At 70.5% G+C, this 24304-nt stretch carries 29 protein-coding genes; 22 read left to right on the top strand and 7 right to left on the bottom strand.

What is annotated here, in order from left to right:
* Positions 1-568: 568 nt before the first annotated feature.
* Positions 569-2830 (top strand): helix-turn-helix domain-containing protein, encoded by a 2262-nt coding sequence (locus tag ACZ7OI_RS37620; RefSeq protein WP_470268874.1) that lies wholly within the window; start codon positions 569-571, stop codon positions 2828-2830.
* 740 nt (positions 2831-3570) lie between these two features.
* Here ACZ7OI_RS37620 and ACZ7OI_RS37625 read toward each other — a convergent pair.
* The 4 genes from ACZ7OI_RS37625 to ACZ7OI_RS37640 form a co-directional block, all read right to left on the bottom strand.
* The gene (locus tag ACZ7OI_RS37625) at positions 3571-4107 is read right to left on the bottom strand and encodes a hypothetical protein (RefSeq protein WP_470268875.1); all 537 of its coding nucleotides are present in this window, start codon (positions 4105-4107) and stop codon (positions 3571-3573) included.
* Between the two features lie 191 nt (positions 4108-4298).
* Positions 4299-5015, bottom strand: coding sequence for a hypothetical protein (locus ACZ7OI_RS37630; RefSeq protein ID WP_470268876.1), 717 nt, complete (start codon positions 5013-5015; stop codon positions 4299-4301).
* Positions 5016-5056: 41 nt separating this feature from the next.
* The gene (locus tag ACZ7OI_RS37635; protein ID WP_470268877.1) at positions 5057-5524 is read right to left on the bottom strand and encodes a hypothetical protein; all 468 of its coding nucleotides are present in this window, start codon (positions 5522-5524) and stop codon (positions 5057-5059) included.
* 44 nt (positions 5525-5568) lie between these two features.
* A complete protein-coding gene (locus ACZ7OI_RS37640) occupies positions 5569-5898 on the bottom strand; it encodes a hypothetical protein (protein ID WP_470268878.1) in 330 nt (109 codons plus the stop codon).
* A gap of 167 nt (positions 5899-6065) precedes the next feature.
* Between ACZ7OI_RS37640 and ACZ7OI_RS37645 the strand changes: the two genes are divergently transcribed.
* A complete protein-coding gene (locus ACZ7OI_RS37645) occupies positions 6066-6449 on the top strand; it encodes a helix-turn-helix domain-containing protein (protein WP_470268879.1) in 384 nt (127 codons plus the stop codon).
* A 1432-nt stretch (positions 6450-7881) separates the two neighbouring features.
* On the opposite strand, the gene ACZ7OI_RS37650 is transcribed toward ACZ7OI_RS37645, so the two are convergent.
* Positions 7882-8766, bottom strand: a complete 885-nt coding sequence (locus ACZ7OI_RS37650; RefSeq protein ID WP_470268880.1) for a DUF397 domain-containing protein — start codon at positions 8764-8766, stop codon at positions 7882-7884.
* Positions 8767-8887: 121 nt separating this feature from the next.
* Positions 8888-9232, bottom strand: coding sequence for a hypothetical protein (locus ACZ7OI_RS37655; protein WP_470268881.1), 345 nt, complete (start codon positions 9230-9232; stop codon positions 8888-8890).
* Between the two features lie 187 nt (positions 9233-9419).
* On the opposite strand from ACZ7OI_RS37655, the gene ACZ7OI_RS37660 reads away from it, so the two are divergent.
* From ACZ7OI_RS37660 to ACZ7OI_RS37725, 14 genes are all read left to right on the top strand, one after another.
* Positions 9420-9665: a hypothetical protein gene (locus ACZ7OI_RS37660; RefSeq protein ID WP_470268882.1), complete on the top strand. Its 246-nt coding sequence runs from the start codon at positions 9420-9422 to the stop codon at positions 9663-9665.
* 271 nt (positions 9666-9936) lie between these two features.
* Positions 9937-10512 (top strand): hypothetical protein, encoded by a 576-nt coding sequence (locus ACZ7OI_RS37665; protein WP_470268883.1) that lies wholly within the window; start codon positions 9937-9939, stop codon positions 10510-10512.
* On the top strand, positions 10512-10916 hold the full coding sequence (locus ACZ7OI_RS37670; RefSeq protein ID WP_470268884.1) for a hypothetical protein: 405 nt from the start codon (positions 10512-10514) through the stop codon (positions 10914-10916). The genes ACZ7OI_RS37665 and ACZ7OI_RS37670 overlap by 1 nt, the downstream gene beginning before the upstream one ends.
* Positions 10913-11065 carry a hypothetical protein gene (locus tag ACZ7OI_RS37675; protein ID WP_470268885.1) on the top strand — a complete coding sequence of 51 codons (153 nt, stop codon included), beginning with the start codon at positions 10913-10915 and terminating at the stop codon, positions 11063-11065. The genes ACZ7OI_RS37670 and ACZ7OI_RS37675 overlap by 4 nt, the downstream gene beginning before the upstream one ends.
* Positions 11062-11583, top strand: coding sequence for a hypothetical protein (locus tag ACZ7OI_RS37680; RefSeq protein ID WP_470268886.1), 522 nt, complete (start codon positions 11062-11064; stop codon positions 11581-11583). Before ACZ7OI_RS37675 ends, ACZ7OI_RS37680 begins: the two co-directional genes overlap by 4 nt.
* Positions 11584-11585: 2 nt before the next feature.
* Positions 11586-11828, top strand: a complete 243-nt coding sequence (locus tag ACZ7OI_RS37685; RefSeq protein WP_470268887.1) for a hypothetical protein — start codon at positions 11586-11588, stop codon at positions 11826-11828.
* 140 nt (positions 11829-11968) lie between these two features.
* Positions 11969-12487: a hypothetical protein gene (locus ACZ7OI_RS37690; RefSeq protein WP_470268888.1), complete on the top strand. Its 519-nt coding sequence runs from the start codon at positions 11969-11971 to the stop codon at positions 12485-12487.
* A 36-nt stretch (positions 12488-12523) separates the two neighbouring features.
* Positions 12524-13804 (top strand): tyrosine-type recombinase/integrase, encoded by a 1281-nt coding sequence (locus ACZ7OI_RS37695; protein WP_470268889.1) that lies wholly within the window; start codon positions 12524-12526, stop codon positions 13802-13804.
* Entirely contained in the window at positions 13722-14240 is a 519-nt protein-coding gene (locus ACZ7OI_RS37700) for a hypothetical protein (protein ID WP_470268890.1), read from the top strand. Before ACZ7OI_RS37695 ends, ACZ7OI_RS37700 begins: the two co-directional genes overlap by 83 nt.
* A gap of 45 nt (positions 14241-14285) precedes the next feature.
* Positions 14286-14846 (top strand): hypothetical protein, encoded by a 561-nt coding sequence (locus tag ACZ7OI_RS37705; RefSeq protein ID WP_470268891.1) that lies wholly within the window; start codon positions 14286-14288, stop codon positions 14844-14846.
* 596 nt (positions 14847-15442) lie between these two features.
* On the top strand, positions 15443-15919 hold the full coding sequence (locus ACZ7OI_RS37710; RefSeq protein WP_470268892.1) for a hypothetical protein: 477 nt from the start codon (positions 15443-15445) through the stop codon (positions 15917-15919).
* 122 nt (positions 15920-16041) lie between these two features.
* The gene (locus ACZ7OI_RS37715; RefSeq protein ID WP_470268893.1) at positions 16042-16533 is read left to right on the top strand and encodes a hypothetical protein; all 492 of its coding nucleotides are present in this window, start codon (positions 16042-16044) and stop codon (positions 16531-16533) included.
* On the top strand, positions 16526-17719 hold the full coding sequence (locus ACZ7OI_RS37720; RefSeq protein ID WP_470268894.1) for an MAB_1171c family putative transporter: 1194 nt from the start codon (positions 16526-16528) through the stop codon (positions 17717-17719). The genes ACZ7OI_RS37715 and ACZ7OI_RS37720 overlap by 8 nt, the downstream gene beginning before the upstream one ends.
* A complete protein-coding gene (locus tag ACZ7OI_RS37725) occupies positions 17716-18336 on the top strand; it encodes a hypothetical protein (RefSeq protein ID WP_470268895.1) in 621 nt (206 codons plus the stop codon). Before ACZ7OI_RS37720 ends, ACZ7OI_RS37725 begins: the two co-directional genes overlap by 4 nt.
* Before the next feature lie 450 nt (positions 18337-18786).
* On the opposite strand, the gene ACZ7OI_RS37730 is transcribed toward ACZ7OI_RS37725, so the two are convergent.
* Positions 18787-19443 (bottom strand): hypothetical protein, encoded by a 657-nt coding sequence (locus tag ACZ7OI_RS37730; RefSeq protein ID WP_470268896.1) that lies wholly within the window; start codon positions 19441-19443, stop codon positions 18787-18789.
* Positions 19444-20075: 632 nt separating this feature from the next.
* Between ACZ7OI_RS37730 and ACZ7OI_RS37735 the strand changes: the two genes are divergently transcribed.
* From ACZ7OI_RS37735 to ACZ7OI_RS37760, 6 genes are all read left to right on the top strand, one after another.
* Positions 20076-20363 carry a hypothetical protein gene (locus ACZ7OI_RS37735; protein WP_470268897.1) on the top strand — a complete coding sequence of 96 codons (288 nt, stop codon included), beginning with the start codon at positions 20076-20078 and terminating at the stop codon, positions 20361-20363.
* Complete coding sequence (locus tag ACZ7OI_RS37740; RefSeq protein WP_470268898.1) at positions 20360-20899, top strand: hypothetical protein; 540 nt, start codon at positions 20360-20362, stop codon at positions 20897-20899. The genes ACZ7OI_RS37735 and ACZ7OI_RS37740 overlap by 4 nt, the downstream gene beginning before the upstream one ends.
* A complete protein-coding gene (locus tag ACZ7OI_RS37745; RefSeq protein WP_470268899.1) occupies positions 20896-21975 on the top strand; it encodes an aminotransferase class I/II-fold pyridoxal phosphate-dependent enzyme in 1080 nt (359 codons plus the stop codon). Before ACZ7OI_RS37740 ends, ACZ7OI_RS37745 begins: the two co-directional genes overlap by 4 nt.
* Entirely contained in the window at positions 21972-22700 is a 729-nt protein-coding gene (locus ACZ7OI_RS37750) for a YczE/YyaS/YitT family protein (RefSeq protein WP_470268900.1), read from the top strand. The genes ACZ7OI_RS37745 and ACZ7OI_RS37750 overlap by 4 nt, the downstream gene beginning before the upstream one ends.
* A 56-nt stretch (positions 22701-22756) precedes the next feature.
* A complete protein-coding gene (locus ACZ7OI_RS37755) occupies positions 22757-23857 on the top strand; it encodes an alpha/beta fold hydrolase (protein WP_470268901.1) in 1101 nt (366 codons plus the stop codon).
* A gap of 129 nt (positions 23858-23986) precedes the next feature.
* A partial coding sequence (locus ACZ7OI_RS37760) for a hypothetical protein (protein WP_470268902.1) occupies positions 23987-24304 on the top strand: 318 nt, incomplete at its 3' end.

Genomic DNA, 24304 nt, shown 5'->3' on the forward strand with positions numbered 1-24304 from the left:
TGGTGGTGCGGCGTGGCGGGTGTTTCCGTCGGAAACACCGGAGGCTGGTAGCTGGGTGCGTCCGCGTAGGTCGACCGAGACGTATCTTTACCTTTCTCCCGGAAGCCAGAACCGCCGCCTAACGGATCATGCGTGTTGCGCGATGAAAGGCACGTGGGACAGTTCGGTGACGTCGCCGAGCTCTTTCTCGACGGCTCCTCGAACGGTCTCTGATGTCTCATGTCGGGCACCAGACATCCCGTACATCTCCTCGATGGCCTCAAATACATCGCGCCGGTCCCAAGCTGTTCGGCAACCCCGCGATTGCCCTGCAGTTGGCCACAGTCGCGACGACCTGTCCGTATCAGCCCACCTTCACTGCTCTGATCATCGAGTTCCTGAGACGCCTGCGTGGCGATGGAATCGACAGGCTGCTGAGGTCTCTACTGAAAATTGGGGTGCCGCATTGCAAAGTCGGCGGCTGCGTTACTGCAGGTCAGGACGCAGAATCGACTCGCGCGTGGCGAAATACACAGATTGTCATCTGTTGAACGAGGGATTTGAGTCATCGCTGGCATAGACTTCGCGCATGGACGCTCGAGGTGAGGTCCGGGCAGCGGTGCAGCTGACTGAGGACGAACGTACCGCACTGGATGCGGCGGTCGGGCGTGGGAGCGGTCGTGTCGCGCAGGTCGCGAGGATCGTTCTGGCGAGTGCCCAGGGCGAGCCCGTTGCGGCGGTGGCTGCGGAGCTCGGGGTCAGCGTCCGCACGGTCGCGCGATGGCTGCACCGTTTCCGGCTGGAGCGGACCGGTCTTCTCGAATCGGACACGGGTCGGCCGGGCGCGGACGATTTGGTGCTCGCGGCGGTGATGGGGGACGGGGTCGCGGGGTCTGTCCCGACGACGCGGTCGGTGGCCGATGGCTGGGGCGTGTCGCAGGCGACGGTGGCTCGGGCGTGGCGTGCGGCCGGGGTGCGTCCTTTGCCGAGTGGCTTGCTGATCGGGGATCCGTGGTGGCGCGGGCATGTCCGCTGGGTGGCCGGTTTCGCGGTCTTCCCGGCGTGCGATCTCGGCCCGGCGTTGGCAGGGTCGGTGTGCGTGGCGGGGGAGGCGCAGCGGCGTTCGGTTGCGTGCCGGGCTCTGGTGTTCTGGGTCGCCGGCGATCCCGTCACGCCCCGTCGGCGCGCGGCGGAGGACGAACTGGTGAGGGTGTGCGGCGACCGGGAGCGGTGGTGGGAGTCGGCCGTGGCGTGGTGCCGGGCCACGGAGAAACTTGCCGCACACGAGCAGGACACTGCGCTCGGCGGCGAGCCGCCGGGGTTGCTGGCCGAGTTTGTGCGGGACCTGGACGACCAGCGGCCTGACGGGTCTACGACCTGGGCAGTGCTGGACGGTCCGGTCGTGGCTGCGGCAGAGACGAGTGGGTTCGGATCGGCGGGGGTGCACTGCGCGCCGTCGGCGGGGACGTGGTCGGCGCTCGCGGTCCGCAGCCTCGCGGCGTCGGCCGCGGTGGCCGACGCGCGCGGGCTGGACAGCTGTCTGCCGCATATGGAGACTGCGGCGCGGCTGGCGTTGGACGGGTCGGCTGCGGCTGGGCCGGTGCGGTGGCGGGAGGACCCGGAGCGGGCGGCGGAGGTCTTCCCGGTGTTGCGGAAGAGGAAGCCTGCCGGGACTCGGCGCTCGCTCCCGGAGCGGTTGAGCACGGGCGAGGCTCTGAAGCGGTTGCGCACCGCGGACCCGGAGAGCACGGCCGCCGGGCTGGCACCGTTCGAGCAGCTGGTGCGCATCCGGCAGCGGGCGGATTCCGCGCGGATGGGGGAGGGGGAGGTCGCGGCGGCGCACACCGTGCTGGCTGGCCTGATGCTGGACTGCGACGTGCTGGAGGCCGCGCTGCTGGACTACTGTCGGCAGCCGCATGTGCGGCTGGATCCGTGGTTGGTCGCGCGGCGGCTGGGGGTGACGACGCTGCACGCGGTCGGGCAGCGTGCCCGCGCCCTGACGACGAAGGCGGGCACGGGGCGGCGCAGTTCGGCTAGCCCAGTGCTGCCCGATCCGCGCGCCGCTGTGCAGCTGGACGGGCGCGGCCGGGAGCGAGACGTCGTGGCCGACACGGTCGAAGGCCTGCTCGAGCTGTGGCGGGGGGACCTGGTTGACCACGAGCATCTCCTGGAGCACCTGCCCGACGCTGGCGACAGGTTCGGAATCATGGCGTGGCTGGTGCACCCCGAGCGGCCGGTGCTGGTCGACTGGCGACCCGACCGGCCGGGGCCGCAGGAGCGGCACCAGGCCGCTGCCGATGCCGGCCTGGTCCTGCTCGCGGACCTGCGCCACCGGCTGCAGGAGGAACAGCGGTGGTGGCTGCGGACCGGGGGCGAGCTCGGCGTCGCCTGGCGTATCCAGGGCGCACCGTACGGGCGGAGCGCGAACAGTGCGCTGCAGCATTGGAAGCGCCTGGAGCAGCGAGCCCGGCGACGCACTGACGAGCCAGCAGCCCGCTGCCGCGATCACGGTAGCGGGACGTGGTGGGCCGGGCACGAGGACGAGATCGCCGCGGGCGTCGCGCGGTTGCTGACGTTCGCGGATCGGTTCGACGGCGACGACGATCTCGGCCTGTACGCGTGGTGGCTGGGGGAGGGGCCGGGCCCGCTGGCGATGCTTGGTTTCCTCGAGGATTTCACCGCGGAGCGACGTTGCCAGGTCTGCGAGGCCGACCGACCGATGGTGGTGCGAGACGAGCACGGCCACGGGCGGTGCCCCGAGCACGGCAGCCATGACGACCTGGCTGCAGCGACCGCACGGCTGCTTCCTCTGGCGGCGGAATTGAAGCGGCTACGGCGTGCCGCCCGATGACCTCGCTGGTGGGGTCGGCTGGCGCGTAATCCCGGATTCCAGTGCCCCGGTCGGCTTCCCGCTCGCGCACTGGAAACCTTCGGTTCTGCTGTATCGCCCCGGCAAAGTCTCAGCGGGGAGCGAGCGAATCGGTTGTCCCACCGCGCTGCCGGCGGGCGGGTGCCGCCGCGTACGTAGAGCGGACGTCGTCGACGAGGGTCCCGATGGGAAGGTTGCGCGCTGCTCTCGACTGCCCTGCGGTGGACGGGAAAAGTGGGTTCGGGGCATGCCGGAGGAACCTGTTGGCGGGTCTCCAGGAAGTCGGTGGGGCGTGTCAGAGGTCTCCCGATCGAGCGGTTCTGTGATCGTCTCGGCGGGCCGTCGGAGGCCACTCAGCTGGACGTGTCACGGGCGACTGACGCGGGGATTCGTGCGGGCCGTGGCGGCTCGAGCGCGTTGCACAGGACAGTCGCGATTGGTCAAACCAGCAACCGTGCCGACCGTGCCCCTGGGAAGGAGAAACAGACCAGACCACACGAGCAAAGCGATGCGGGGGCCATACACCGCCGTGCGGGTCTCACCGACAATTGACAGCAAGCCGGATGAGAAGGAATCTGCGTCTGCTAAAGGCAGTGTCTGAAGTGCGCCCGCTCGGAGTCACCCTAAAGGTGTGACCCCGACCTGCCGGGAGTATGAAGTGTCGTGCAGGTCGACTGAGATGGTGAAACGTCACGCCTCGGGAGTTCTCGCACGCCACGCGTTCAGCGGCCCGCGGCCTCCGCGACGGCATCTTGGGCGGCAGTGACGAACTTGAGCGGGACGAAGATCGCGGTCGGCCGCCGGTAGCGGCGCACGATCACGTGCAGCTCGCGCCTGCGGACGACGAAGCTCACCGCGTGCCAGCCTTTCACCGCGAATCCGGAGTCCATGGCGACGCGGCCGGGAATCACGTGGTCTTTGTCGAGTTCGAGCCGGTCGAGCCAGGTCCGCAGGAGGTCCATGGCGGCCTTGTCCGGCTTGGACGGGCCGCCGCGGAACGGGAACTCGTATGCTGCGGGCAGGTTGGCCAGGTCGGCACCGTCCGGAAAGCCTCCGATGGGCTCGAACTCGGGGTCGCGGAGGCCGAGGGCGATCAGCCAGTCGGTGTACAGGGCGGGGCCGACTGCCGCGATATAGGGCTCGTTGTCCCGGGCCGTGATGACGATGAGGGGTTCGCCGGCCTGCTCGGCGTCGCTCAGGACGTGGGTCCAGTCTTTGCGGACGCGGTCGATCGTCAGCGGCTCGGGTTCCGACTCCATGCCCATGATCCTATCTACATGGGTCATGTGGGGAAAGTGGAGCATCTGGCATCTTTCCTGCTCGCGCACGCCGTCGGTTAAGGTGTGCGCATGGTTTCTTCTCACTAGAGGTGGTGGGGGCGACCATGCGGCCCTCCCTCCGCGTCCGACACGGCCGCGGAGGGAGGGCTTTTCGCTGCCCAGGCCGGGTTTCAGCCGTCTTCGCGGATCTGGCCGTCCGGTTCGACCCTGCGACCGTAGGCGTCGTACAGCCCGTCGGTGACGCCGTCGTTCAGCGTGAAGAACGTGTGGGCCTGCGGCGGCCAGAACCGGGGCGGTCCGGGAGTGATGCCGAGTTCGGCCAGTGCGCGTTCGAGCGCCGTGCGGTCGCTCTCCTCTTCCTGGTCGAGGCCACCGACCACGATCAGCACCGGGGCGTCGCGTTTGCCGGCCAGGTGCAGCACGACCGCGACCTTGTCGACCGGGCCCGCGTCGGCGCCGAGCGAGCCGTCGTCGGCCAGGGCCGCGGTGTAGTTGTCGAGTTCGGGGCGGCCGAGGTCGTCGAACACGACGTCGCCGTAGTGGCGATGGAGGACGGGTTCGCCCTCGATCGCGATAGCGGCGGCCCGGTCCCAGTAGCCGCGGTGCGTGTTGGGGCCGATGAGCATCACGCCGGGGCCGTCCTCGGGGACGTTGATGCTGGGGTGCGCTTCGCTGTAGGCGTGCAGGGTTTCGGCCAGTCCGGTGCCGTGTCGGCGGACCGCGTCGGCGAAGGTCTGCAACGAGGCGGCCAGCCTGGGCCAGTTGTCGGGGTTGGCGTGGTACTCGCCGTAGACGTCGGCGAGGCCGCGGACGAGCGCGCCGGTGTCGTTGATGGCGAGTTCGGCCAGCTCGGCGTGGGTCGGTGCGGTGTCGGAGGGTTCGGTCACGACTGGTTCGGCTCCTTCGGGTCGCGGACGGGTGTGCGCGGTCATCCTTGCGCGGTCGGCGTGTAGGTCGGGTCCGGGCCGAGCTGTGTTTCCCGGGCGACGACGGAGCCGACGACGCCGGTCGCGGACAGTTCGCCCTGCTGCCAGCGGTAGTGGATGTTGTCGGCGTTGGGCTTGTCCCGGGGTGCGAGGCGGTTGAGCGCATTCACGGCGTCGGCACCGTTGAAGATCCGGATCGGGTGCCCGGCGGCATGCAGGACGCGCCAGGCGTCGAGGATTTCGCTGATCTGGTCGTGCTCCAGGGCGACGTGGAGGTCGTCGGCGAGGTCGTCGGCGCGCGCGGGCGCGAGGGCCATGATCTCGCCGAACAGCGAGGTGACCAGGAAACCGGCGGTGATCGCGTTGGTGGCGGCGTGCCAGTCGTCGCTGCCGGGCTGGGAGAAGATCGGCTGGCGGTTGGCCTGGTCGAACCAGGTGAGCCAGGTGCCTTGCAGCTCTTGGGCGTTCATCGATGTTCGGTTCCTTTCGTGCGAGGTGGCGGGGGTCTTTCCGGTCAGAACTGGAGGATCGCCGTGCAGTGGCCGCAGGTGATGCGGCCCATCGCTTTCTGTGCGAGCGGCAGCTGCGAGACATCGGTCCACCGTGCGCAGGCGAGGCAGAGCAGTTGCTCTTTCACCATGTCCCAGACGGCGCTGCTGGTGTGCTGGAACCGGGCGCGGAGCGGAATGTCGGGGTCGTCGCGGTGGTACCGGACGCCTTCGAGGGTGATGAACCAGCCGGGGTCGTCGTCCGGCGGGAGTTCCGGCTGCCCGGTGTCGGGGTTGACGGGCCAAGCCGCGAGCCAGGAGTTCGAGGCTGCGGATGGCGTGGCGGGATCGCTCACGGAGCGTCCTTTCTTCTCGGCCGGGTGGGTCGCCCGGCGACGTCGACTGGCACGGAGCTGCGGATCCACCCTGCCCGACGGGCGTTGCGGGGGCTGCGGATGGCGAAGTCGCGCTCGGGCAAGCTGGTATCCGCGCCCGGCAGCAGACTGCGACCACAGGACGGCGAATGGACGACGCGGCGGAGCGAAGAGCATCGCGCCAGGAGCGCAACCAGGAAATGCTCGACATGTGGCGTGCCGGTACGTCGATCATCGAGATCGCGCGTACGTACGGGCTGTCGCTGAGCTGGACCGGGCGCCTGCTGCGGCAGGAAGGCGCGGTCATGCCGGAGGTCCGGCAAGGCGTGCGACGCGAACTCGACGTGCCGCGAATCGTCCGGGAGTACGAGTCCGGCATGACCATCCAGAAGATCGCCGACACACATCACACGTCGTACGGCACGATCCATCGCTTGCTGAAACGGGAACAAGTGGCCATCCGCCCGCACGGCGGGCAGAACGCCCTCGACCGACGCAAGCCCGCGTCGACGTCCTCGTCGGACCGCTTCTGACTCCGCTCGCGAGCGGGTGGCCGGCGGCCGGTTCGCTGATCGTGTGCGGCCCGGCCCTCCACGGTCGCGCCGGTGCGGCTGTGGCGGGCAGTGGTCATCGCACATCGCCGACGGGAACGCGCGGATCGTGCAGGGCGAACAGCGGTTGTTCTTCGGCGGGGCGTGTTACACGGGTCTCGTCGGGGACGGCGGTTAGGACGTGGAGGGCACTGTGCGCGTACTTTGCGGCGTACCTGTGCACCTCGGCAACCCAGTGCCCGAGGCTGCGGTGCAAGACGGCTGCGTGGATGGCGTAGGCGGCTGCGATAATGGCTGCTGCCGCTGTGATCGCCAGGGTTGAGGCGGGCATGGTGGTGTTCCTCTCGGTGGGGAACGGTCCGAAGTCTCCCCTCGGGGTCTGCTTCCCGGCGTTCCCGGGGGGAGACAACTAGAGACCGTTCACAGCGGTCCGTGGAGCCCTCAAGACAGTCAGGGCGGTGAGTCGGTCACTGCCCAGGTCACGAGCATGGTGTCCTCCTTGGCTCTTGTTTCGAGAGGGTGTGCGGCGGTTGCCCGGAGGTCTCCATCGCTGCTGTCGTCGTCAGAGACCCGGACCCCGGTTGCAATCCGTATCGGGCATGACGATCTTATAATGATACTAGGTATGCAATGTAGGTGGTATGAATCGTTCGGGTAGGTACGAGTGGACGAAGAGAGGCCCAACATGGGCGGGGTGGTGGCCGGGCGCACCTGGTTTGTGACCGACCGAGGTAATGCGGCAAGCCGATCGGTCTCACGGCGACGAAGGGACCTCCCGGAGAGCGCGGCGTCAGAGGTCACGGCTGCGGTTGCGGTCCCTGCCAGACTCCCGGGCAAGGGTTCGACGGCCACGACGTCAGACCTTTCAAGCGAGCAGCCGGGCCTACGACTCGCACCGCGACCTCTCGTTGCTGGCTGACGCGCTGATCGGACTCGCCCCCCCCTGCCAGCCGGTGCGAACGGCAGCACCAGATCCGGATCGAGGAACCACCGCTTCCCCCAGATTGCGCAGACCGCGCGGCCCAGGTGCAGTCTGCCGCCGCCAGGAGCTCAGCACATCGGCGTGTTCGAAACGGCAGCTCTCGAAGTGTGCCCAGCGGTCGCGAGCCCAGTTCCAGAACCGAGCGCGCTGTAGCGGCAGGCGTGCGTTCGGCGTACCGGTCCCAAAAGGCCCGCAGTCATCGCCGCGCGTCGGCTGAGGGCAGTCGGCGAGCTGCTCGACGCTGTCGAAGCGGAGCCAGAGGGCCTCGGCAGCTACCCAGGCGTGGTCGGTGTTGCGCAGTCATCGACGAGATCACGGCCCATCACAGTCGGTGTGTTCGCGGCGAGGTCGATCCCGTGCTCCACGCACAATCCTCGCGCCAGCGCGGGCCTGCTCCGATTTTCGGCGGTCGTGCGTGCAATGCGCGTCGAGTCAGGTCAGGTCCTGGAAGTCGCCGTCGTCGATGCCTCCGAGGAACGCCTTCCACTCGGCCGCGTCGAAGACGAGCCGCACGTTCGGCTCGGCGCTGTTGCGCATCACCGTGTACGGCTCGCCGTCGACCTCGACGGTCGCGATCTCCGGTTCCGGCTCGCCCTGCTCCACGCCCGGCGCTCGCTTCCACGTAGTCTCCGGCGACTCCGCCAGCGCCTCTACCCGCGCGCGCACAGCGGCCTTGTTGTCCTCAGTCGTCACGGGCGGGACGGTATCCGGCTCGTCCCGCGTCGCGGCCGCGGCGTCGACCTCGGCGATGGACGTGCCGGGCCGCAGTTCGTCGTAGGCGCAGAAGGCGTCGCCGGACACTTCCTGCGCCGACTCGACGAACGCGGCGACGTAGCGGACCAGCACCCGCAGCACCCGCCGCCAGTTCTCTAGTTCCGCGATCTCGGCCAGTGTCGTAGTCAGCCGCAGCGTGTTCATCGACAGCGTCGCGGCCAGCAGCTCCCCGGCCTGGGCCGCAGCTGCGCGCATCTGGTTCATGCTCTCGTCGTCCAGTGGCGTGAACGGGAAGTTCATCCCGATCCGGGTGCTCGACTCGACCGAGACCCGCACGGCCGAGGACGGGGCCGCGCACAGGTACTGCACCGCGTGGCTCGCGCCTTCCTGGCCGTAGGTGTCGACCAGCTCGTCCAGCAGTTCGGTCGTCTGGTCCAGTCGGTTGGCCAGCGCCGCGCCGATCGCGGCCTGGGTGAGCTTGTCGATCGCGTCGATCGAGGCCTGCGCCTCGGCCTGCTCTGGGGATTTTCCAGGGCCGCCGCTGCCGAGCAAGTCGGCGAGCGCGGTTTCGGCGGCCTGGAGAAGGTTGCGGTCACCCGACATCGGGGGTGTCTCCTTCTCGGTTTCGAGGTGGTGGGGAGTTCAGCTCCACAGCAGTATGAGCATGACCAGGAACAAGACGGCGGCCACGACCAACAGGTCGACCTGCCCCGGGCGGCGCAGCTCAGCCACGGTACGAGCCGATGTCAGACGGGACCGAGACCGGTGTCTCGACGTCGTGCTCGTCGCGGGCGCCGTCGTGGATCTCGCGGAGCTGCTGGCTGAATTCGGCCATCCCGGTCCTGTCGTCCATCACCGCCGCTTCGGCTCGCTGGGCGAGGTGCGCTTCGGCGACCTCGACCGGGACGATGCCGTACCGGAGCCGGCCGTTGACGCTGACGAGGGCCGTCCCGCCCGCGCCGCAGAAGATGGGCAACTCGCCCTTGACGCGCAGAAGGTCGGAGGACGTCAGTTCCACGCCGTCAAACAGTTCGATCTTTTCGCGTGGTTCGCGTGATCCGGTTGCCATGGGTGAACCATACGGGACGTACGGGCCGCTCGAACAGTACGGGTCGAGTGGATTGCTCGGTTCGAGTGAAGTTGCCAGTGTTGTCAACATGGTGCATATTGCCAACATGGTCTTCCACTATAATCTGTATTATGATGGAGTACAAAAATCGCAGATAGTGACCACGGGATGACGTAGGGGAGTGGGCATGACCGCGAGCCACATCGGCCGGATTCTTCGCCTCGGCACCGAGCGCGCCGCCGCCGAGACCGAGATCGCGGAGACGCGCGCTCGATACCAGACCTACGGTGCCGACTACAGCGGCACGTCCGCCGGACGGCGCTGGAGCGCCGCCAACGACCAGCGCCAGGACGCCATCCGCGACGCCCTCCGCGACGGCGTGGACCCGGAACTCATCCAGCGCGCCAGCCGCCTCGCGGGACAGGACCGGTAACCGGCGTCCGGAAACAGGACGCGCGACGAGAGGAGGTGATTCGGAGTGAACGGCGATTCCGGCTGCCGCGCCACCGACCGGCGGGGCCGGGCCGTGATCACTGCCGATGACCCTCGGGTCGCGGACACATCAATGGCCCCGCCCTGCCTCTGTTACACCCCGGGCTCGGGTCGAGACTGAACGTGCAGGGGGCTTTGCCCGAGGAAGACCCGAAGCGCTCGTCGCCTGAGCCGGACCATCCCCGCCACCTCGCCGCAAGGAAGAAGGAACCGTGCCCGAGCAGCCCGATCCGCCGACGCCTCCCCGCGCCACCGACGACCTGATCGCCTACTACCGGAGCACCGCCGCCCATCTGGACATCCTCGCGGGCGAGCTCGAAGGCGAGAGGGACAAGGGGCGGGTCCACCCGCCCGAGTTCATCGAGGGGATGCACGAATCCTCGCGCTTCCTCCGTCTCTTGGCGGACCACCGCGTCCCGGACGACGAATGCCATTACCTGGATGCGATCAGATGGCATGTCCGCCACCGCGAACCTCCTCTGCGTCGGATCGACTGGACCACTCGCGTCGCCTGCAAGTACACCGAGGACGAGCTGACGCAAAGCCGTCGCCGCCTGGGTCTCTACGACCTGCTGTCTCTGCTCGCGATCTGCGTGCTGGGCCTGACCCCGTGGGTGATGAGCCTGTCGCTGTGGCCGGTCGGCTTGGCAGGTCTCGTCCTCGGTGCCTGCCTGCTCGCGACCGGTGCCAGCAACGCCGGATACCTCCGAGGAAAACAGGCGGTCGCGCACCGGTGGCGAGCCACGCTCGGCCCGGACGTCTCCCGGGCCGAGAAAGCGAGGCTCTGATGGGCATCGTCCTGGATCCGACCTCCGATATGGGCCGGTGGTGGTCCACCGAGGTCAGCCGCGAGTGCGCGCACCTCCACGGCCCCAGCTCCGTGAAACGCGACCGCGGGTTCGCCTTCCTGGCGAGCTTGCGCGTGCCGGCGATCGCCGCGCTCGACCAGATCACCGGCGCGGTCCGGTACAGGCAGTGCAAGGAGACGGACGGGAAATGCGGCGCCCCCGAAGCAGAAACCGGCCCATGGTCGGCCGAACTGGGCGACGACGGACGACTGCAGGTGGCCGGTCCCGCCATCCTCTACGGCGGCCGCGACGACCGGTGGTCCGCAGGGTCGGTCGAGCTGGCCTACGCCTCGCTCCCCGGGCTTCGTGCCGTGCTGGAAGCTGCGGGAACGGACGCGCCGTGACCGGACGACGCCCGCTGTGGATTCAGGTGATCGCGGTGATCTCCCGCCGCACGCCCGCTTTCGCTCCCGAGTCCGGACGGCCGCGCTCCTTCGCGGACATGGTGATGCGGCGTCGTGTCGCGCGCGCACGGAAACGGCGGCACCGGTGAACCCCGTCGCGGCCGCGCGGCCCGAGCTGGTCGTAAGCCCAGTCGACCCGGACGCTCCCCCGCAGCTGTGCGAACGCTGCCTGGAACGGGAGGCGGAGCTGCACATCCTCGACGAGATGCAGAACCGCCGGTACACCTGCTCCCCATGCTGCGGCCCCAACGTCGTCAAGATCATCCGCGAGGCAGCCGGGTCAACCGCGCTTGCGCACCGGCCCCCGGCTCTGCCGGTGCTCGGCGAGAAGGCCCGCGATCTGGTGTGGCGGTGCCGGTGGTCGCTCAAGCACAACGGCGGCCGCCCGAACGGGGCCTGGTCCACCGGCGAGAAGGTGTTCGTGGCCTTGATCCTCAAGGACAAGGCCACGCTCGACGACGAGCACTACACCGCGACCGAGGCCGCGCAGCACCTGATCGGCGAAGGCATCGGGCCGCTCGACCCGGACGGGTTCCTGCGATGGCTGGAGGCCCTGCGCGTCGAAGTCGCGTTTCCCGGCTTCGTCACCGGGGACAAGGGCCGGTAGCGATGGCTCGGCTGCTGGTCGGCGGCGCTTTCGTCGCGCTGGTGTTCATGGCGTCCATGGCGATCTTCGCGCGCACGCCGCAGTGGACGGTGCGCGACGTCTCGTGCACCGCCTCCGCTCAGTGCCTGAAGGGCGCGAACAACCCCGTCACCTGCGAACAGGGAAACCGGATCCGCACTGTCGAGACCGACGCGGACACCGCGCGGCGGCTGCACCCCGGCGACCCCTGCCCCACCCAACCGTGAAAGGACCCGTTTCCGTTGCCGTTCATCACCGACTCGACGGCCGAGGACAACCTGAAGAAAGCCCGCAAAGCCTTGGGAGAGCTGAAGCTCACGCTCCGCCGTGCCGGCATGGCCATCGACTGACCGGAAGGACTGATCACGTGCCGATCGTCACCAACGACGTCGCCGAACAAGCGCTCAGGGCGCTGGGGGTCGTTCCCCTCCCCGACCAGGATGCCGAGCGCACGTTGCCGGTCAACCTCGGCGGGCTGCTCGCGACCGCCGAACTCGCGATCCGCCACGATCTCGACCTGACCGCCCTGCCCGAGGTGCAGGACGGCTACATGGAGCTGCTGGCGTCGGCGAGCTGCGACGAGAAGCAGATGACGCAGTGGTGGATCGAGCTGGTGCGCGCCCGGATCAACCGCACCGCCGCGGAGGTGCACGAGAACCTGACCGGCGGCAACGCAGCCGCGAGCGTGTTCGTCGGCGCTTTCGAGGCCGCGTTGTTCGCCGCCTCGAACCTCATCTACACGTTCGGCCGGGACGTCGCCGCTGGCGACATGCTCCGCGTGATCGACGCAACGAAGGCCGAGACGACGAAGTTGTTGCAGCTGCTGGCATCCGCCGAAGCGCCGCTTCGCGAGAGGGCCGCGGCCGACGACGAAAGCGACCGATGACGGACGTCAGCCCGCCGGGCACGAGGAGGTGACCAGGTGACCAACCCTGCGGTGGCCACGATCCACACGCTCGACGGCCCCACCTCGGCCACCGCGCCGTTCGACCCGGTCAAGTCGATCGTCGGGGAGTTCCTGTACGGGAAGAAGGACAAGACCCGGCTCGCATACGCCGACAACCTCGGCTTCCCGTACCGGATCACCGCGACCCGGATCGCCCCGGTCGGTGCGCCCCGCGACGTGTCGCGGCTGCGCCACGGCGTCACGTTCCTGCACTGGTGCCGGCTGCGCGGGCTCGACCCGTTTGCCGACATCGGCCGGCGGGAGATGCTGGCATGGCTGGAAGACGTCGAGAACTCCCGCAATAGCAAGGGCGAGCCGTTGGCCCCGGTCACCAAGGGCCAGATGTTCTCGGCCGTGTCCAGCCTGTACGAGTGGGCCTGCCAGAACGGGCCCGACCTCGGCGCGGACGCGGTCGACACCTACGCCACGGTCAACCCGACGAGCAGCATCGACCGCAAGGCGAAGAAGCTCGCGACGAAGACCGGCACCTCGCCCACCCGGTCGCTCACTGCCGACGAGGCGGCGGCGCTGCAGAAGGCCGCCGACCGCGACCCGGCCCGCAACGGCGACCCGCTGCGAACCGGAACCTGGGTCGCGCTGCTGTTCGAGCTGGGACTGCGGATCGACGAACTCACCTCGCTGACGCGCGGGGACCTGTCGGTGATGGCCGGCGAACGGGTCATCACCGTCACCGGCAAAGGCGAGAAGAAACGCACGATGAAGATCACTCGCGCCATGGCCGCCCGGATCGACCGCTACCTGGAGCACCGGGACGAGAAGACCGGCAACAACCTGCCCGCCCTGCGCGGACAGGTGAACCGGTCCAGCGAACCGCTGATCGCCGCGGTGGCGCACAAGACCGGCGAGCTGGTGCCGATGCGCAACGGCGACTGCGCCACAAAACTCAAGACCCTCGCCGTGCTGGCCGATCTCGACGCCCCTGAGACGGTCTCCCCGCACGTCGCCCGCCACACCTGGGCCACCCTCGCCTGCCTCGCCGGGATCGAGGAGTCGGTGATCCAAGCCCACCTCGGGCACGCCCACGCGTCCACCACGAACCGGTACGGGCTGCACGTCGTCCAGATCGTCGACAGCCCGGTCGACATCGTGGCCGCGGTCCTGGAGACCGCGCTGATCGCCACGTTCAGCCACCCGAGCACCGCCGAGGAGAACCATGAAACAGCCAGGAACGGGCCGTGCCCCGGTCCGGCCGCCGGAGGAAACCACGACGAAGGCACCGCCCTCCGGGCCGGTTGACCCCGGCTCGCTCGTCAGCCAGCTCGCCGCCCGAGGCGTCATCGGCATAGGCGACGACCTCAACGACCTGCGCAACCTGATCGCGAGCACCGGCCTCGGCCCGGCCGACTCGGTCGACACCATCGACATCCACGGCCAGCACGTGATCCAGGTCGTCCTCGCCGACGGGCCCGACAAGGGGCTCGCCCTGGCGTGGTGGCTGCACCTGATCACCGTGGCGGACATGATCGCGGGCAAACGCGACGCCGCCGACCCGGTGCAGCACCTGCACCTGCGCGGCAGGTTCCCCAGCGGCGGGCTCGTCATCGTCACCGCGTCCTACGACGAGCGCACCGCACCGGTGCAGGCCGCGTTGATCGCCGACACCATCGAACGACAGAACCCCGAAGAACTGGTCGACCGGCTCTACGACCTCGACCGGCCAACCGGCACCTGAATCATCAACAACCCCACCACCTCATCAGCAGAAGGGACAACCACCATGCGCATATTCAGCACCCGCCGCGCCGCCTCGGCGCCCGCACCGAAACCGGCCGCCCCCGAACCGGAACTCGAGCGGCGGTACGCCGTGCCTCTGACGCCTCCGGAGATGGGCACGCTGGTCGAGTACATGCTGCGCGCGGAGAAGCTGGAGCAGGCCGCGCAGCCCTCGTACTCGCGGAACATCACCGCCAGCTGGGCCGGGCGCTTCGCCGACGAACTCGTGGCCAACGTCGGCATCGCGTCGGCGCTGGGCCACGAGACCGTGCCGCTGCTGGTCAGCGAACTCGACACCGTGGGCAACGCGGTGCGCGTGTTCGAGCGCGCCGCCCCCGGACGACTCGAGACCGCGGCGTTCCGGCTGCTGCACGTCAAGCTTGTCGCGCACGCCGGCGTCGCCAAAGTGCACGGTTGGCACGTCACCCTCGATCCCCGCGACCGCTCGCCCCACGTCAACAACTACACGACCTACCGCTGGGTCGAGCACATTCCCGCCCAGCACAACACCGAGGCTCCGCGGCTGCTCGCCGCCGCCGACGTCACGCTGAACGACCCCGTCTGACCGGCCATCGACCAGAACGGAGCACAACCCCGATGCACGAAACCGACCAGACCTAGAAAACAGGAAATCCCGAACAGTTTCTCGACCCCGACGCCGGCGTCGGGGGCCTCCCGGCCTCGACGCCCTGGTGCGCGCGTGGACCGAGCTGGAAATCCAGGGCTTGGACCACGAACGCGCGATCGCCGCCGACGAGTCGGTGCCCCTGCTCCTGCGGCGAACCCGACTGCTGAACCTGATGAGCTCCTGGATCTCGGTGTGCCAAGCTGCCCGGCGAAGGTGCCAACGGGTTAGAGTCGGGTGGCGGGCGTCATCCCCCCGGCGTCCTACGCATGGCCCTGCCGCCGACAGCTTTACCCCCCTCTGCTGTCGGCGGCAGGAACACATTCCCCCCTCTTTTGCAGGTGGGCGGGCGGCTGGGGGCCTATCCCGCGGGACCTGCATCGGTTGTACGTCGACGGTGCCACCCACTGACGTGGTCGACGCTTGTTGTGGATCAACCAGGGAGGACCCTAGGATGTTGACCGCCCAGTAGTCAACATGGATGTTATGAATCTTGGCTGCGGGCTAACATCTGTGTTGGCTGGGGGAAAGGGCCGGTGATGGAAGAACCAGGCAGAGGCAGCACGATCGCCACCCGACTCGAGTACCTGATCCAGCAGCGACCGGAGTCGAAGGGCGGTCGCTGGAGCGACGCCGAGATCGCCGAAGGCATTGAGAAGCGGGGCATCGGGAAGATCAGCGCGCAGACGGTGTGGCGGATCAGGAAAGGCCACGGCGGCAATCCGCTGTCTGGCACGCTGGACCTCCTGGCCAAGTTCTTCGGGGTCGAGCCGTCCTATTTCTCCGATGACGACCCGGCGGCGTCGCTGAACGAGCTACGCTTCCATCGCGCCATGCGCGATGGGCAGCTGCGGAACGCCTTGGCGCGCGCGGGGGATCTCAGCGACGACAGTCTCGGCGTGGCCGGCAGCGTGTTCGGCGGCCTGGTCGAGCAGTTGCTGGCTGCGGAGAAGAAGCACAGCCGGCGGGCGGCCGGGGATGCGGGCGAGGGAAGGGGGGCCTCGGCCGAATGACCGAAAGTGCCGGGCCGGGGCAACACGGTGGTCGAGAGCAACCTGCGCGCGGCCCGGTGGGGCGGGTCCGCGAGCACCTCGCTCTCCGACGCGAAATCGCGCGCATCGTGGACGAGGTCGGCGTGCCCGAACCCTGGAGCATCGAGGCGTTCGCCCAGCGTGTCGGCGAACACCGCAAACGCCCGATCGAGCTGAAGGCGATGTCCATGCCGACCGGATACCCGGACGCCATGTGGCTGGCCGGGCCGACGGTCGACCTGGTCGTCTACGACCCGGACGTCACCGGACTCCACAAGGAGCAGATGATCTTGCACGAGTTGTGCCACATCTTCCTGTGCCATCGAGGCTCCGGTGGCGTGCCGCTTCCTCCCAACCTCGCGCGGACCCTGGGAATGGATGATCCGCCCGGGGACGGCGACGGCCCGCCGGTGCTGCATCGCATGAACTACGGCGATCGGCAGGAACGAGAGGCCGAGCTCGCGGCGACGATCGTGTGGAAGAAGGTCGGAGGACCGCGGCGGTTGGTCCCGCAGGGTCCCCGTCGTCTTCAAGGCAACTACGCGGAGGCGGTGGACCGTCTCGGCAACGTGATGGGGCGGGTCCGCCGTGGTTAGCGTCGCCACTCTGTTCCACCTGTTCATCATCGTGGTCGGGGTCAGCGTCGTCGTCTACCGGTTCGTCGACCTGGTCCGTTCCCCCCGCAGGCCCGCGATGTGGGCGCTGTGGTCGGCGCTGCTCGCGCTCACGTTGGCGATCATCTCCGGGCTGCGCTGGGCCCCGGTGTCGCCTGCTGCGGCCGAGGCCATCTGGATCGGCCAGCACTGGCTGATCTTCGTCGCGTTCGCCGGGCTCGAACTGTTCTTCTTCCTTTCGGTCGAGTCTCTTCCGGGGCGGGCGTGGCGAAGGTTCGCGCCGCACGGGGCCGTCCTGCTGGCCGCCGGGGTCGCGATGACCGTGGCGTTCGCGGTCGCGCTGGCCACCGAACAGCCGGATTTTCTGCGCCTGGACCGGTATTTCGGGCCCTGGCTGACCGCCATGCTGCTCTCCTACGTCGCCGGGTTCGCCGCGGCGATGCTCGTGCTCTCCCGGCTCGCGTGGCGTTGGGCGGGGATCACCGACAAGCCGTGGATGTGGCGGGGCTTGCGGCTCCTGGCGATCGGCTGCTGGATCAGCCTCGTCTACAGCGCCCACAAGATCGCCTACAGCCTGCTGGCGGTGGTGGGCAGCCCGCCGCCGTGGCCGCAGTTGCAGGTGGAGCTGATCCTGGCAGCGCTGGGCGTCACGTTCGCCCTGGTCGGGCTCGTTCTGCCCGCGGTCGGGCCGCGTCTGTCGGCCGTGAGCGCCTGGCTCCGCCATGCCAGGGCCTTCCGGCGGCTGGAACCGCTGTGGTCGGAGTTCGCCGACCGGGGACGGGGGGTGACCCCCGACGTCGCGCTGGACAAGCCCGCCCCCTGGTGGGACACCACGTTCGCGCTGCAGCGCCGGGTCATCGAGATCTGGGACGGACGCAAGCGGCTCCGCGACTACCTGGACCCGGCGGTCGAGCAGCGCGCGTTCGCCCTCGGCGGGGAACGCGATCTCGGCGGCACGGACCTGGCCGCGTTCGTGGAAGCCGAATGCCTGCGCGACGCGCTGCGCCGCAAACGCGCCGGGAGCCCGCCTCCCGCTGCCGGCGGGATCGCCCCGCCCCGGACCGGGGACGTCCTCGCCGCGTCGGTGAGCTTCCTCGAACAGGTCGCTGCCTACCTCGCCCAGCCCGAACCTCCCGCACTGACAGCTCAGGACACCAGGACACCGTGACCACGCAGAACCCGGCCGCCCACGCCGAACGCACCCTCCGCACGACGACAGCGCGGGCGGTCACCGAGATCCTCGCCCCCTGGATCGTGATCATCGCCTTGTCCGTCGCGATGGCCGGCAAGGCGACCGGATGGCGGCCCTGGCCGACCCTGCTGTGGGCGGCGGTGGTGGCGCTCTTCTCCTCCCTCCTCCCGATGGCGTTCATCGCCCGGGGGGCGAAGGCCGGGCATTACGACACCCACCACGTCAACAACCGCTCGGCCCGCGGTCCGGTGCTGCTCGTGTGCCTCGTCTCGACCGCGGCCGGGCTGGCGATCCTGCTGCTGGGGTCCGCTCCCCGCGCGATGGTGATCATGGCCTGGGCGATGCTCGCCGTCCTCGTCGTCACCGGCGCGGTCACCGCCAAGTGGAAGATTTCGATGCACGCGGCCGTGTCCGCCGGCGGCGTCGCGATGCTCGCGTTCCTCTACGGCCCGTGGGCGCTGCTGCTGCTCCTGCTGGTCGCGCTGGTCAGCTGGTCGCGGGTCGTCCTGCGCCACCACACTCCCGGCCAGGTCGCCGCCGGCGCCGTCGCGGGATTCCTCGTCTGCGGCGGCCTGTTCCTCTGGCTGCTGTAGCGGGCGGAGGGCTGTTCAACGCGACCGGTGGCGGTCTCATCGCGCCTGTGATCTGGGGCTGTTCCGGTCGAGCCGGGCGTGGCGACTGCCCGGGGGTCCCGGCGGCGACAGCCTGTTGCGAGCGTCGCCCCGGGTACCGGAGCCGTGGTCCGCGCGAGCGTTCGCAGGCTGGTCGACCGCGGGCGCGGCGTCCGGCTCGGGGCGGAGCGCAGGCGCCTCGTGGCGGTCGGTGCCGGGCCGCTCGGCCGGTGGCTCGCTGTCGGGCGGGAAGCCCATCCACTGGTGCCGGGCGTACTGCCACCTGTCCCTGTCCGAGGACGGGGCCAGCATGCGGACCAGCGGCTCTTGATCCCCCTGGTGTTCCATGGCGCCACGGTACGCCCGGCGATCCGGGGCCGAGGCTGGTCGACGGCCTGGCGGCCGGCGACCAGCCGAGCCCGGAGCGCAGTTTTATCGCCGGCCGCGGCCGTGCGCGTTGGGGGCGGCGCCTGCGGCGGCCGTCGCGGCAGACGGGGTCGCCGACCGCAGGGGCGCGAGCGCGGGAAGCACGCAGGCGTTGTGGCCGTAGGCGCCGTAGGCGACCGCGACCGCGATCCACGCGGCCCACTCCCCGCTGAGCCGCAGCGGGTTCGCCGCGCGGAATTCGAGCGTCAATGCGGGAGCCGGGGCCGAGGTGTCCAGCTGCAGCCGGGTGACCTGGTCGTAGTTGAAGTTCTTCCAGCCGCCGTCGCTCTGGCACCACAGCCGGTGGGTGGTCACGGCCACGGTGGCGAGGTCGTAGTCGTGCCACTGCGGCGCGGACATCGCCCGGGCCTTGCGGTGCCCGCGCAGCCGCATCGCGGCGTCGCCGGCGACGAAGGCGCCGACGAGCTCCGGGCTGCCGACGACGAGGCGCGGCCCGCCGTGAACGTACTGGACGTCGCGGCCGTGGAAGCGCTCGTAGCGCGGGGCGACCCGGTGCGAGAACGCGGCGAACACGAGCTCGCCGGGGGCGCGGTCGCGAGGCATGGTGCGCGGAGGGACGATCGCCTCGCGCCCGATCCCGTTCGCGAGATCGTGGTCCAGCTCGGCCGCAGCGGTCCACTCCGCGGTCTCCGTGACGCGCATGCCGTCCCCCTTTCTCGTCGATCTGTCAAGACCCTGGTGCGTGTTCTACACAATAGCGTGTCGAGATCGTTTCCGGCAGGCAGCTCGGCCGCGAGCGGCTCGGATCGCCCCGGTCGTCGTCGCTGTGCGTATCCGATCGGAGCTCCCGCTGGCCGGATATGGGGCCGACAGCGGAGCGTCAGGGCTGGTAGACGCGGTGAAGTCGGACTTGACTCAGCGTAGTTTTCCGGGAAAGAGTGGATCTTAGCGGGGCTTTCGGGACGTGCTGCGGCACGGCTGGGAGGGCCCGTCGGCCGGTTCGGGGGGAATCGGCCACGCCGGAGGTTGGGGGACCTCGTGATCGCTGTTTCCGTGTGCCGCCGCGGCGCTCGCCGCCCGGCGAGGCGTCGCAGCCGGACGTCGCCCGTCCCGCATGCCTGCCGCGGGCGCGTGCTCCCCCGAACCCGACCGGGAGCCAACCGAGTCCGGTCGTGAGACCGCACCGGCCGTGACGACGGCACTGCCGCGGCGGCCCGGGGCCGAACAGACGCATCAGCCCCGTCCCGCCTTCCGCACGTCGTCCCCGGCCGGTTCACGTTCCCCGGGCGCCGCGACATCCGCGCGCCCCGGGGAGTTCCAGCCAAGGGGGAACCATGAGTACCGAGACCATCCCGGCGCCGCGCCCGTCGCCCGAACCCGCGTCGGCCGACGGAGACGTGGTGATGACCTGGGACCGGTGGAGCGGATGGGCCCACCTGGCCCGCCACCGGCCCGGCGACACGGCGCTGCCCGCGTTCGTCGGCCTCGCCCTCCTGCCCGGGGCCACCGCCGCCGACGTGCGCGCGAACCTGACGGCCAGCGGGCTCACCGTGCTCACCGAGTACGACGTCGACGAGCAGCTGACCGAATTCCGGGTCGCGCAGACGGCGGGCCCGCGATGACCGGCCGGGCCGCGTCCACGCCGCACAGCCCGCAGCCCCGCCGGGCACGGGACGAACCGTTCGCCGCCAACGTGTACGAGCTGCCGACCGTGCGGGGGAAACAGCAGCAGGCGCTGACCCCGGCGGTGCACTCCGGCGTCGCCCCCGTGCGCCGCCTGTCGGCCGGGGCGGTGCGGATGCCGGGCGGGCACAGCACCTACGCCCACGAGCACCCCGACTCCGAGATCGTCGTCATCGTCTTCGAGGGGATCGCGGCGTCGCTGTGCGGCGAGGAGATGACGCCGGTGCTGCACCGCCCGGGGTCGGTCATCTGGATCCCGCCCGGGGTGGCCCACGCCGCGATGAACCTGCACCCCTCCGCGCCGGTGGTCGGGTTCGAGGCGCGCACCGACCCGACGTTCGGCCTCGACACCGTGCTGCGCCCCGACCTGGACGCGCTGGTCGACGAGCGCGTCGCGCAGCTGCGCCGCGACTACGCCCGCGGCCGGCTCGACGCCCGCCTCGCCGCCGCCGACGGGCTACGGGAGGGAGCGTGACCGCCGGAGGCGTCCGCGAGACGCCGCTGCACGCGCCGGGCCGCACGCCCGCCGGGCTGGTGAAGCTCTCGGGCAACGAGTCGCCGTCCGGGCCGCTGCCGGCCGCGCTGCGCGTGATGATGGACGCCGTCCGCAACGTGCACCGCTACCCCGACACCGCCAGCACCGACCTGGTCGACGCCCTCGCCGAACATCTGCTGGTCCCCCCGGAGAACGTGACGGTCGGACCCGGGTCCTCCGCGCTGCTGCAGCGGCTGCTGGCCGTGACGTGCACGCGCCGCTCCGACGAACTGCTGGTGCCCGACCCGGCCTTCCAGGCCTTCCGGTTGTTCGCCGCGCACGCCGACGTGCCGGTGCGCACCGTGGCGCTGGACCCGGACTGGTCGGTCGACCTGGACGCGGTCGCGGCGGCGATCGGGCCCTCGACCCGCGTCGTGGTGATCAGCAACCCGCACAACCCGACCGGCACCCTGCTCGGCCGGCAGGCGCTGCGCCGGTTCCTGGCGTCGGTGCCCGACGACGTGCTGGTCGTGCTCGACGAGGCCTATGTCGAATATGCGACCGAGAGCCCGGTCGACGGCGTGGGCCTGGCGAAAGAGCAGTGGGCCGCCGGGCGCGACAACGTGGCGGTGACGCGCACTTTCTCGAAAGCCTACGGGCTCGCGGGGCTGCGCGTCGGCTACGCGATCGCGCCGCCGATGCTGGCCATGGCGCTGGCCGCGGCGGCGCTGCCGTTCGAGGTCTCCGGCGTCGGGCAGGCCGCCGCGCTGGCCTCGCTGGTGTCGCACGAGCGGATGCGGGCGCGGTGCGCGCTGATCGCGGCCGAGCGGGCTCGCGTGCTCGACGCGTTGCGGGAGGCGGGATTCGTTCCGCCGCCGTCGCAGGCCAACCACGTGTGGCTGCCGGTGGGCGAGGACGCGGACCGGTTCGAGGCTCATTGCCTCGGCTTCGGGTTCACGGTCCTGGCCTATCCCGGTCTCGGAGTGCGGATCACCCTCGGCACCCGTGCCGACAACGACCTGATGCTCGCCGCCGCCCGGGCCTGGGCCAGCGTGCCCCGCGAGCGGAACCCGTGACCGCGGACCGCCGCGGCGCCGCTCCGGCGCTGCCGGCGCGGCTGGCTCGGCTCGTCCTCGGCGCCGTGGCCATCGGGGCCGGGATCGCGCTGCTGCAGCGGGCCCGGCTAGGCATGGCCCCGATGGACGTGCTGCACCTGGGCCTCGCGCAGCGGTGCGGGTTCAGCCTCGGCGGCGGGATCATCGCCGCGCAAGCGGTGATGCTCATGGCGTTCCTGCCGTTGCGGATCCGGCCCGGCGTCGGCACCGTCGCCGGGTTCGTGATCCCCGCGGTCGTGGCGGACCTGCTGCTGGCCTGGCTGCCGACGGCGGAGCCGATCCTCGCCCGGATCGGGCTGCTCGCCGGCGGAGGCGCCTGCTTCTGCGTCGGGGCGGCCACCTACCTCACCGCCGCGCTCGGCCCGATGCCCCGCGACGGGCTCATGATCGCGTTCGGCCAAGGCCGTCCGCGCCGGATCGCGGCCGTCCGCATCGGACTCGACGCGGCGTTCCTGATCGTCGGCGCCGCGCTGCTCGGCCCCGCCGACGCCTGGCACGGCGGCGGGATCGGACCCGGGACGCTCGTGCTGGCGCTCGGCTGCGGACCGGCGATCGCGTGGCTGATGCCGCGCCTGCAGCGAGCCCCGGCCCGCGCGCGGCCAGACCTCGAGGACCAGGCGCCGGACAACGTCGTTCCTCTTCCGCCGCGCCGTTTCGACGTGTCACCGCACCGGTTCGACCGGTGAATCGCCGCCCTCGCAGGGGGTGAGGGCGGCGCTGTTTCCAGGGGGGAAACCGAACGATGGAACCTGCACGCACACCTGTCCGGAACAGACGGTTCCGGCGGCTCGCCGCGCTCGCCGCCGCGACCGCAACGATGCTGTCGGCGGCCGCGATCCCGGCCGCCGCATCCGGCGACACCGCCGCCGCGGCGCGGGCTTGCCGCGACGTCACGATCCCCGTGACCGCCGGACCGGTCGGCGCGACCGTCCACGGCGTCCTGTGCGCGCCGCGCGGCCCCGCGAAAGACGTCGTCCAAGTGCTGTTGCACGGCGGTACGTACAACACGTCGTTCTGGTCCAATTTGGACACCGGCGGCGAGTCCTATGTCAGCCGCGCCGTCCGCGCCGGGTACACGACGCTGGCGCTCGACGCGATCGGCAGCGGCGCCAGCAGCCGCCCCGCCAGCACCCTGGTCACCGGCGGCGTCCAGGCCGAGGCCGTGCACCAGGCGATCGCCCGCGCCCGCTCCGGGCAGCTCGACGGGCGCCGGTACCGGAAGGCCGCGCTCGTCGGGCACAGCCTGGGCAGCCTCATCGGCGTCATGACCGCGAGCCGGTACCCCCGCGACGCCGACGCCGTCGTGCTCACCGCCTACTCCCACGCGATCGACCCCGCCCAGGTGCAGCACTCCCTCGCCGCGATGCACCCCGCCGCCGAGGAAGGACTGCCGGTGGACCCGGGCTGGCTGACCACCCGCCCCGGCGTACGACCCGGCCTGTTCCACTCCCCCGCCGACTCGGACCCGGTCATCACCGCCGCCGAGGAAGCGCGCAAGGACGTCGGGTCGGCCTCGGAACTGGCCGACGCTGCAGAAATCGGCACCGCGGCGGCCACATCCCGGGCGATCACCGCACCAGTGCTCATCGCCAACGGGCAGCAGGATGCCTGGTCCTGCGCCGCCGTCGACTGCAGCAGCGCCCCGGCGTTCCTTGCCGCCGAACAACGCAACTTCTCCCGGCCGCTGACGGCCTACATCCAGCCGAAAGCCGGGCATGACCTGACGCTGGCCGCCGACCGGCGGGCGGCGCTGGACGCGATCACCGGCTGGCTCGACACCGCACTGCACTACCGCGCCCCTCAATCCACCGGCGCGGCCGGACAGGTCGCTGGCGGGTCGTGACCTCCGCCCGGGCACGCCCCGCGGCATCCGCGCACCGGCCCCGAGCACCGCCGCGCAGCGCAACCCGCATCGCCGTCCACGAACACACCCCGACCGCGGCGCACGCCGCAAATCCCCAAGGAGAAACGAATGTTCGACACGAAGAAGCTGCTCGCCACCGGCCTGCTCGTCGCGGCAGCGTCCGGCACCGTCGCACTGGCCACCACCGCCGCCGCGAGCGCCGCCACCGCCCCCGCGACCGTGCACGTCTCCCCCGCCGACAACCACGAGCCGCTCACTCGCGAGGGCGCGGTGAATCCGAACGGGACCCGGATCACCGGCACCCGGATCACCGCGTTGCCCGCTGGCAACGACGAGCCGCTCACTCGCGAGGGCGCGGTGAATCCGAACGGGACCCGGATCACCGGCACCCGGATCACCGCGTTGCCCGCTGGCAACGACGAGCCG

Source organism: Amycolatopsis sp. NPDC114503, from assembly GCF_055633655.1.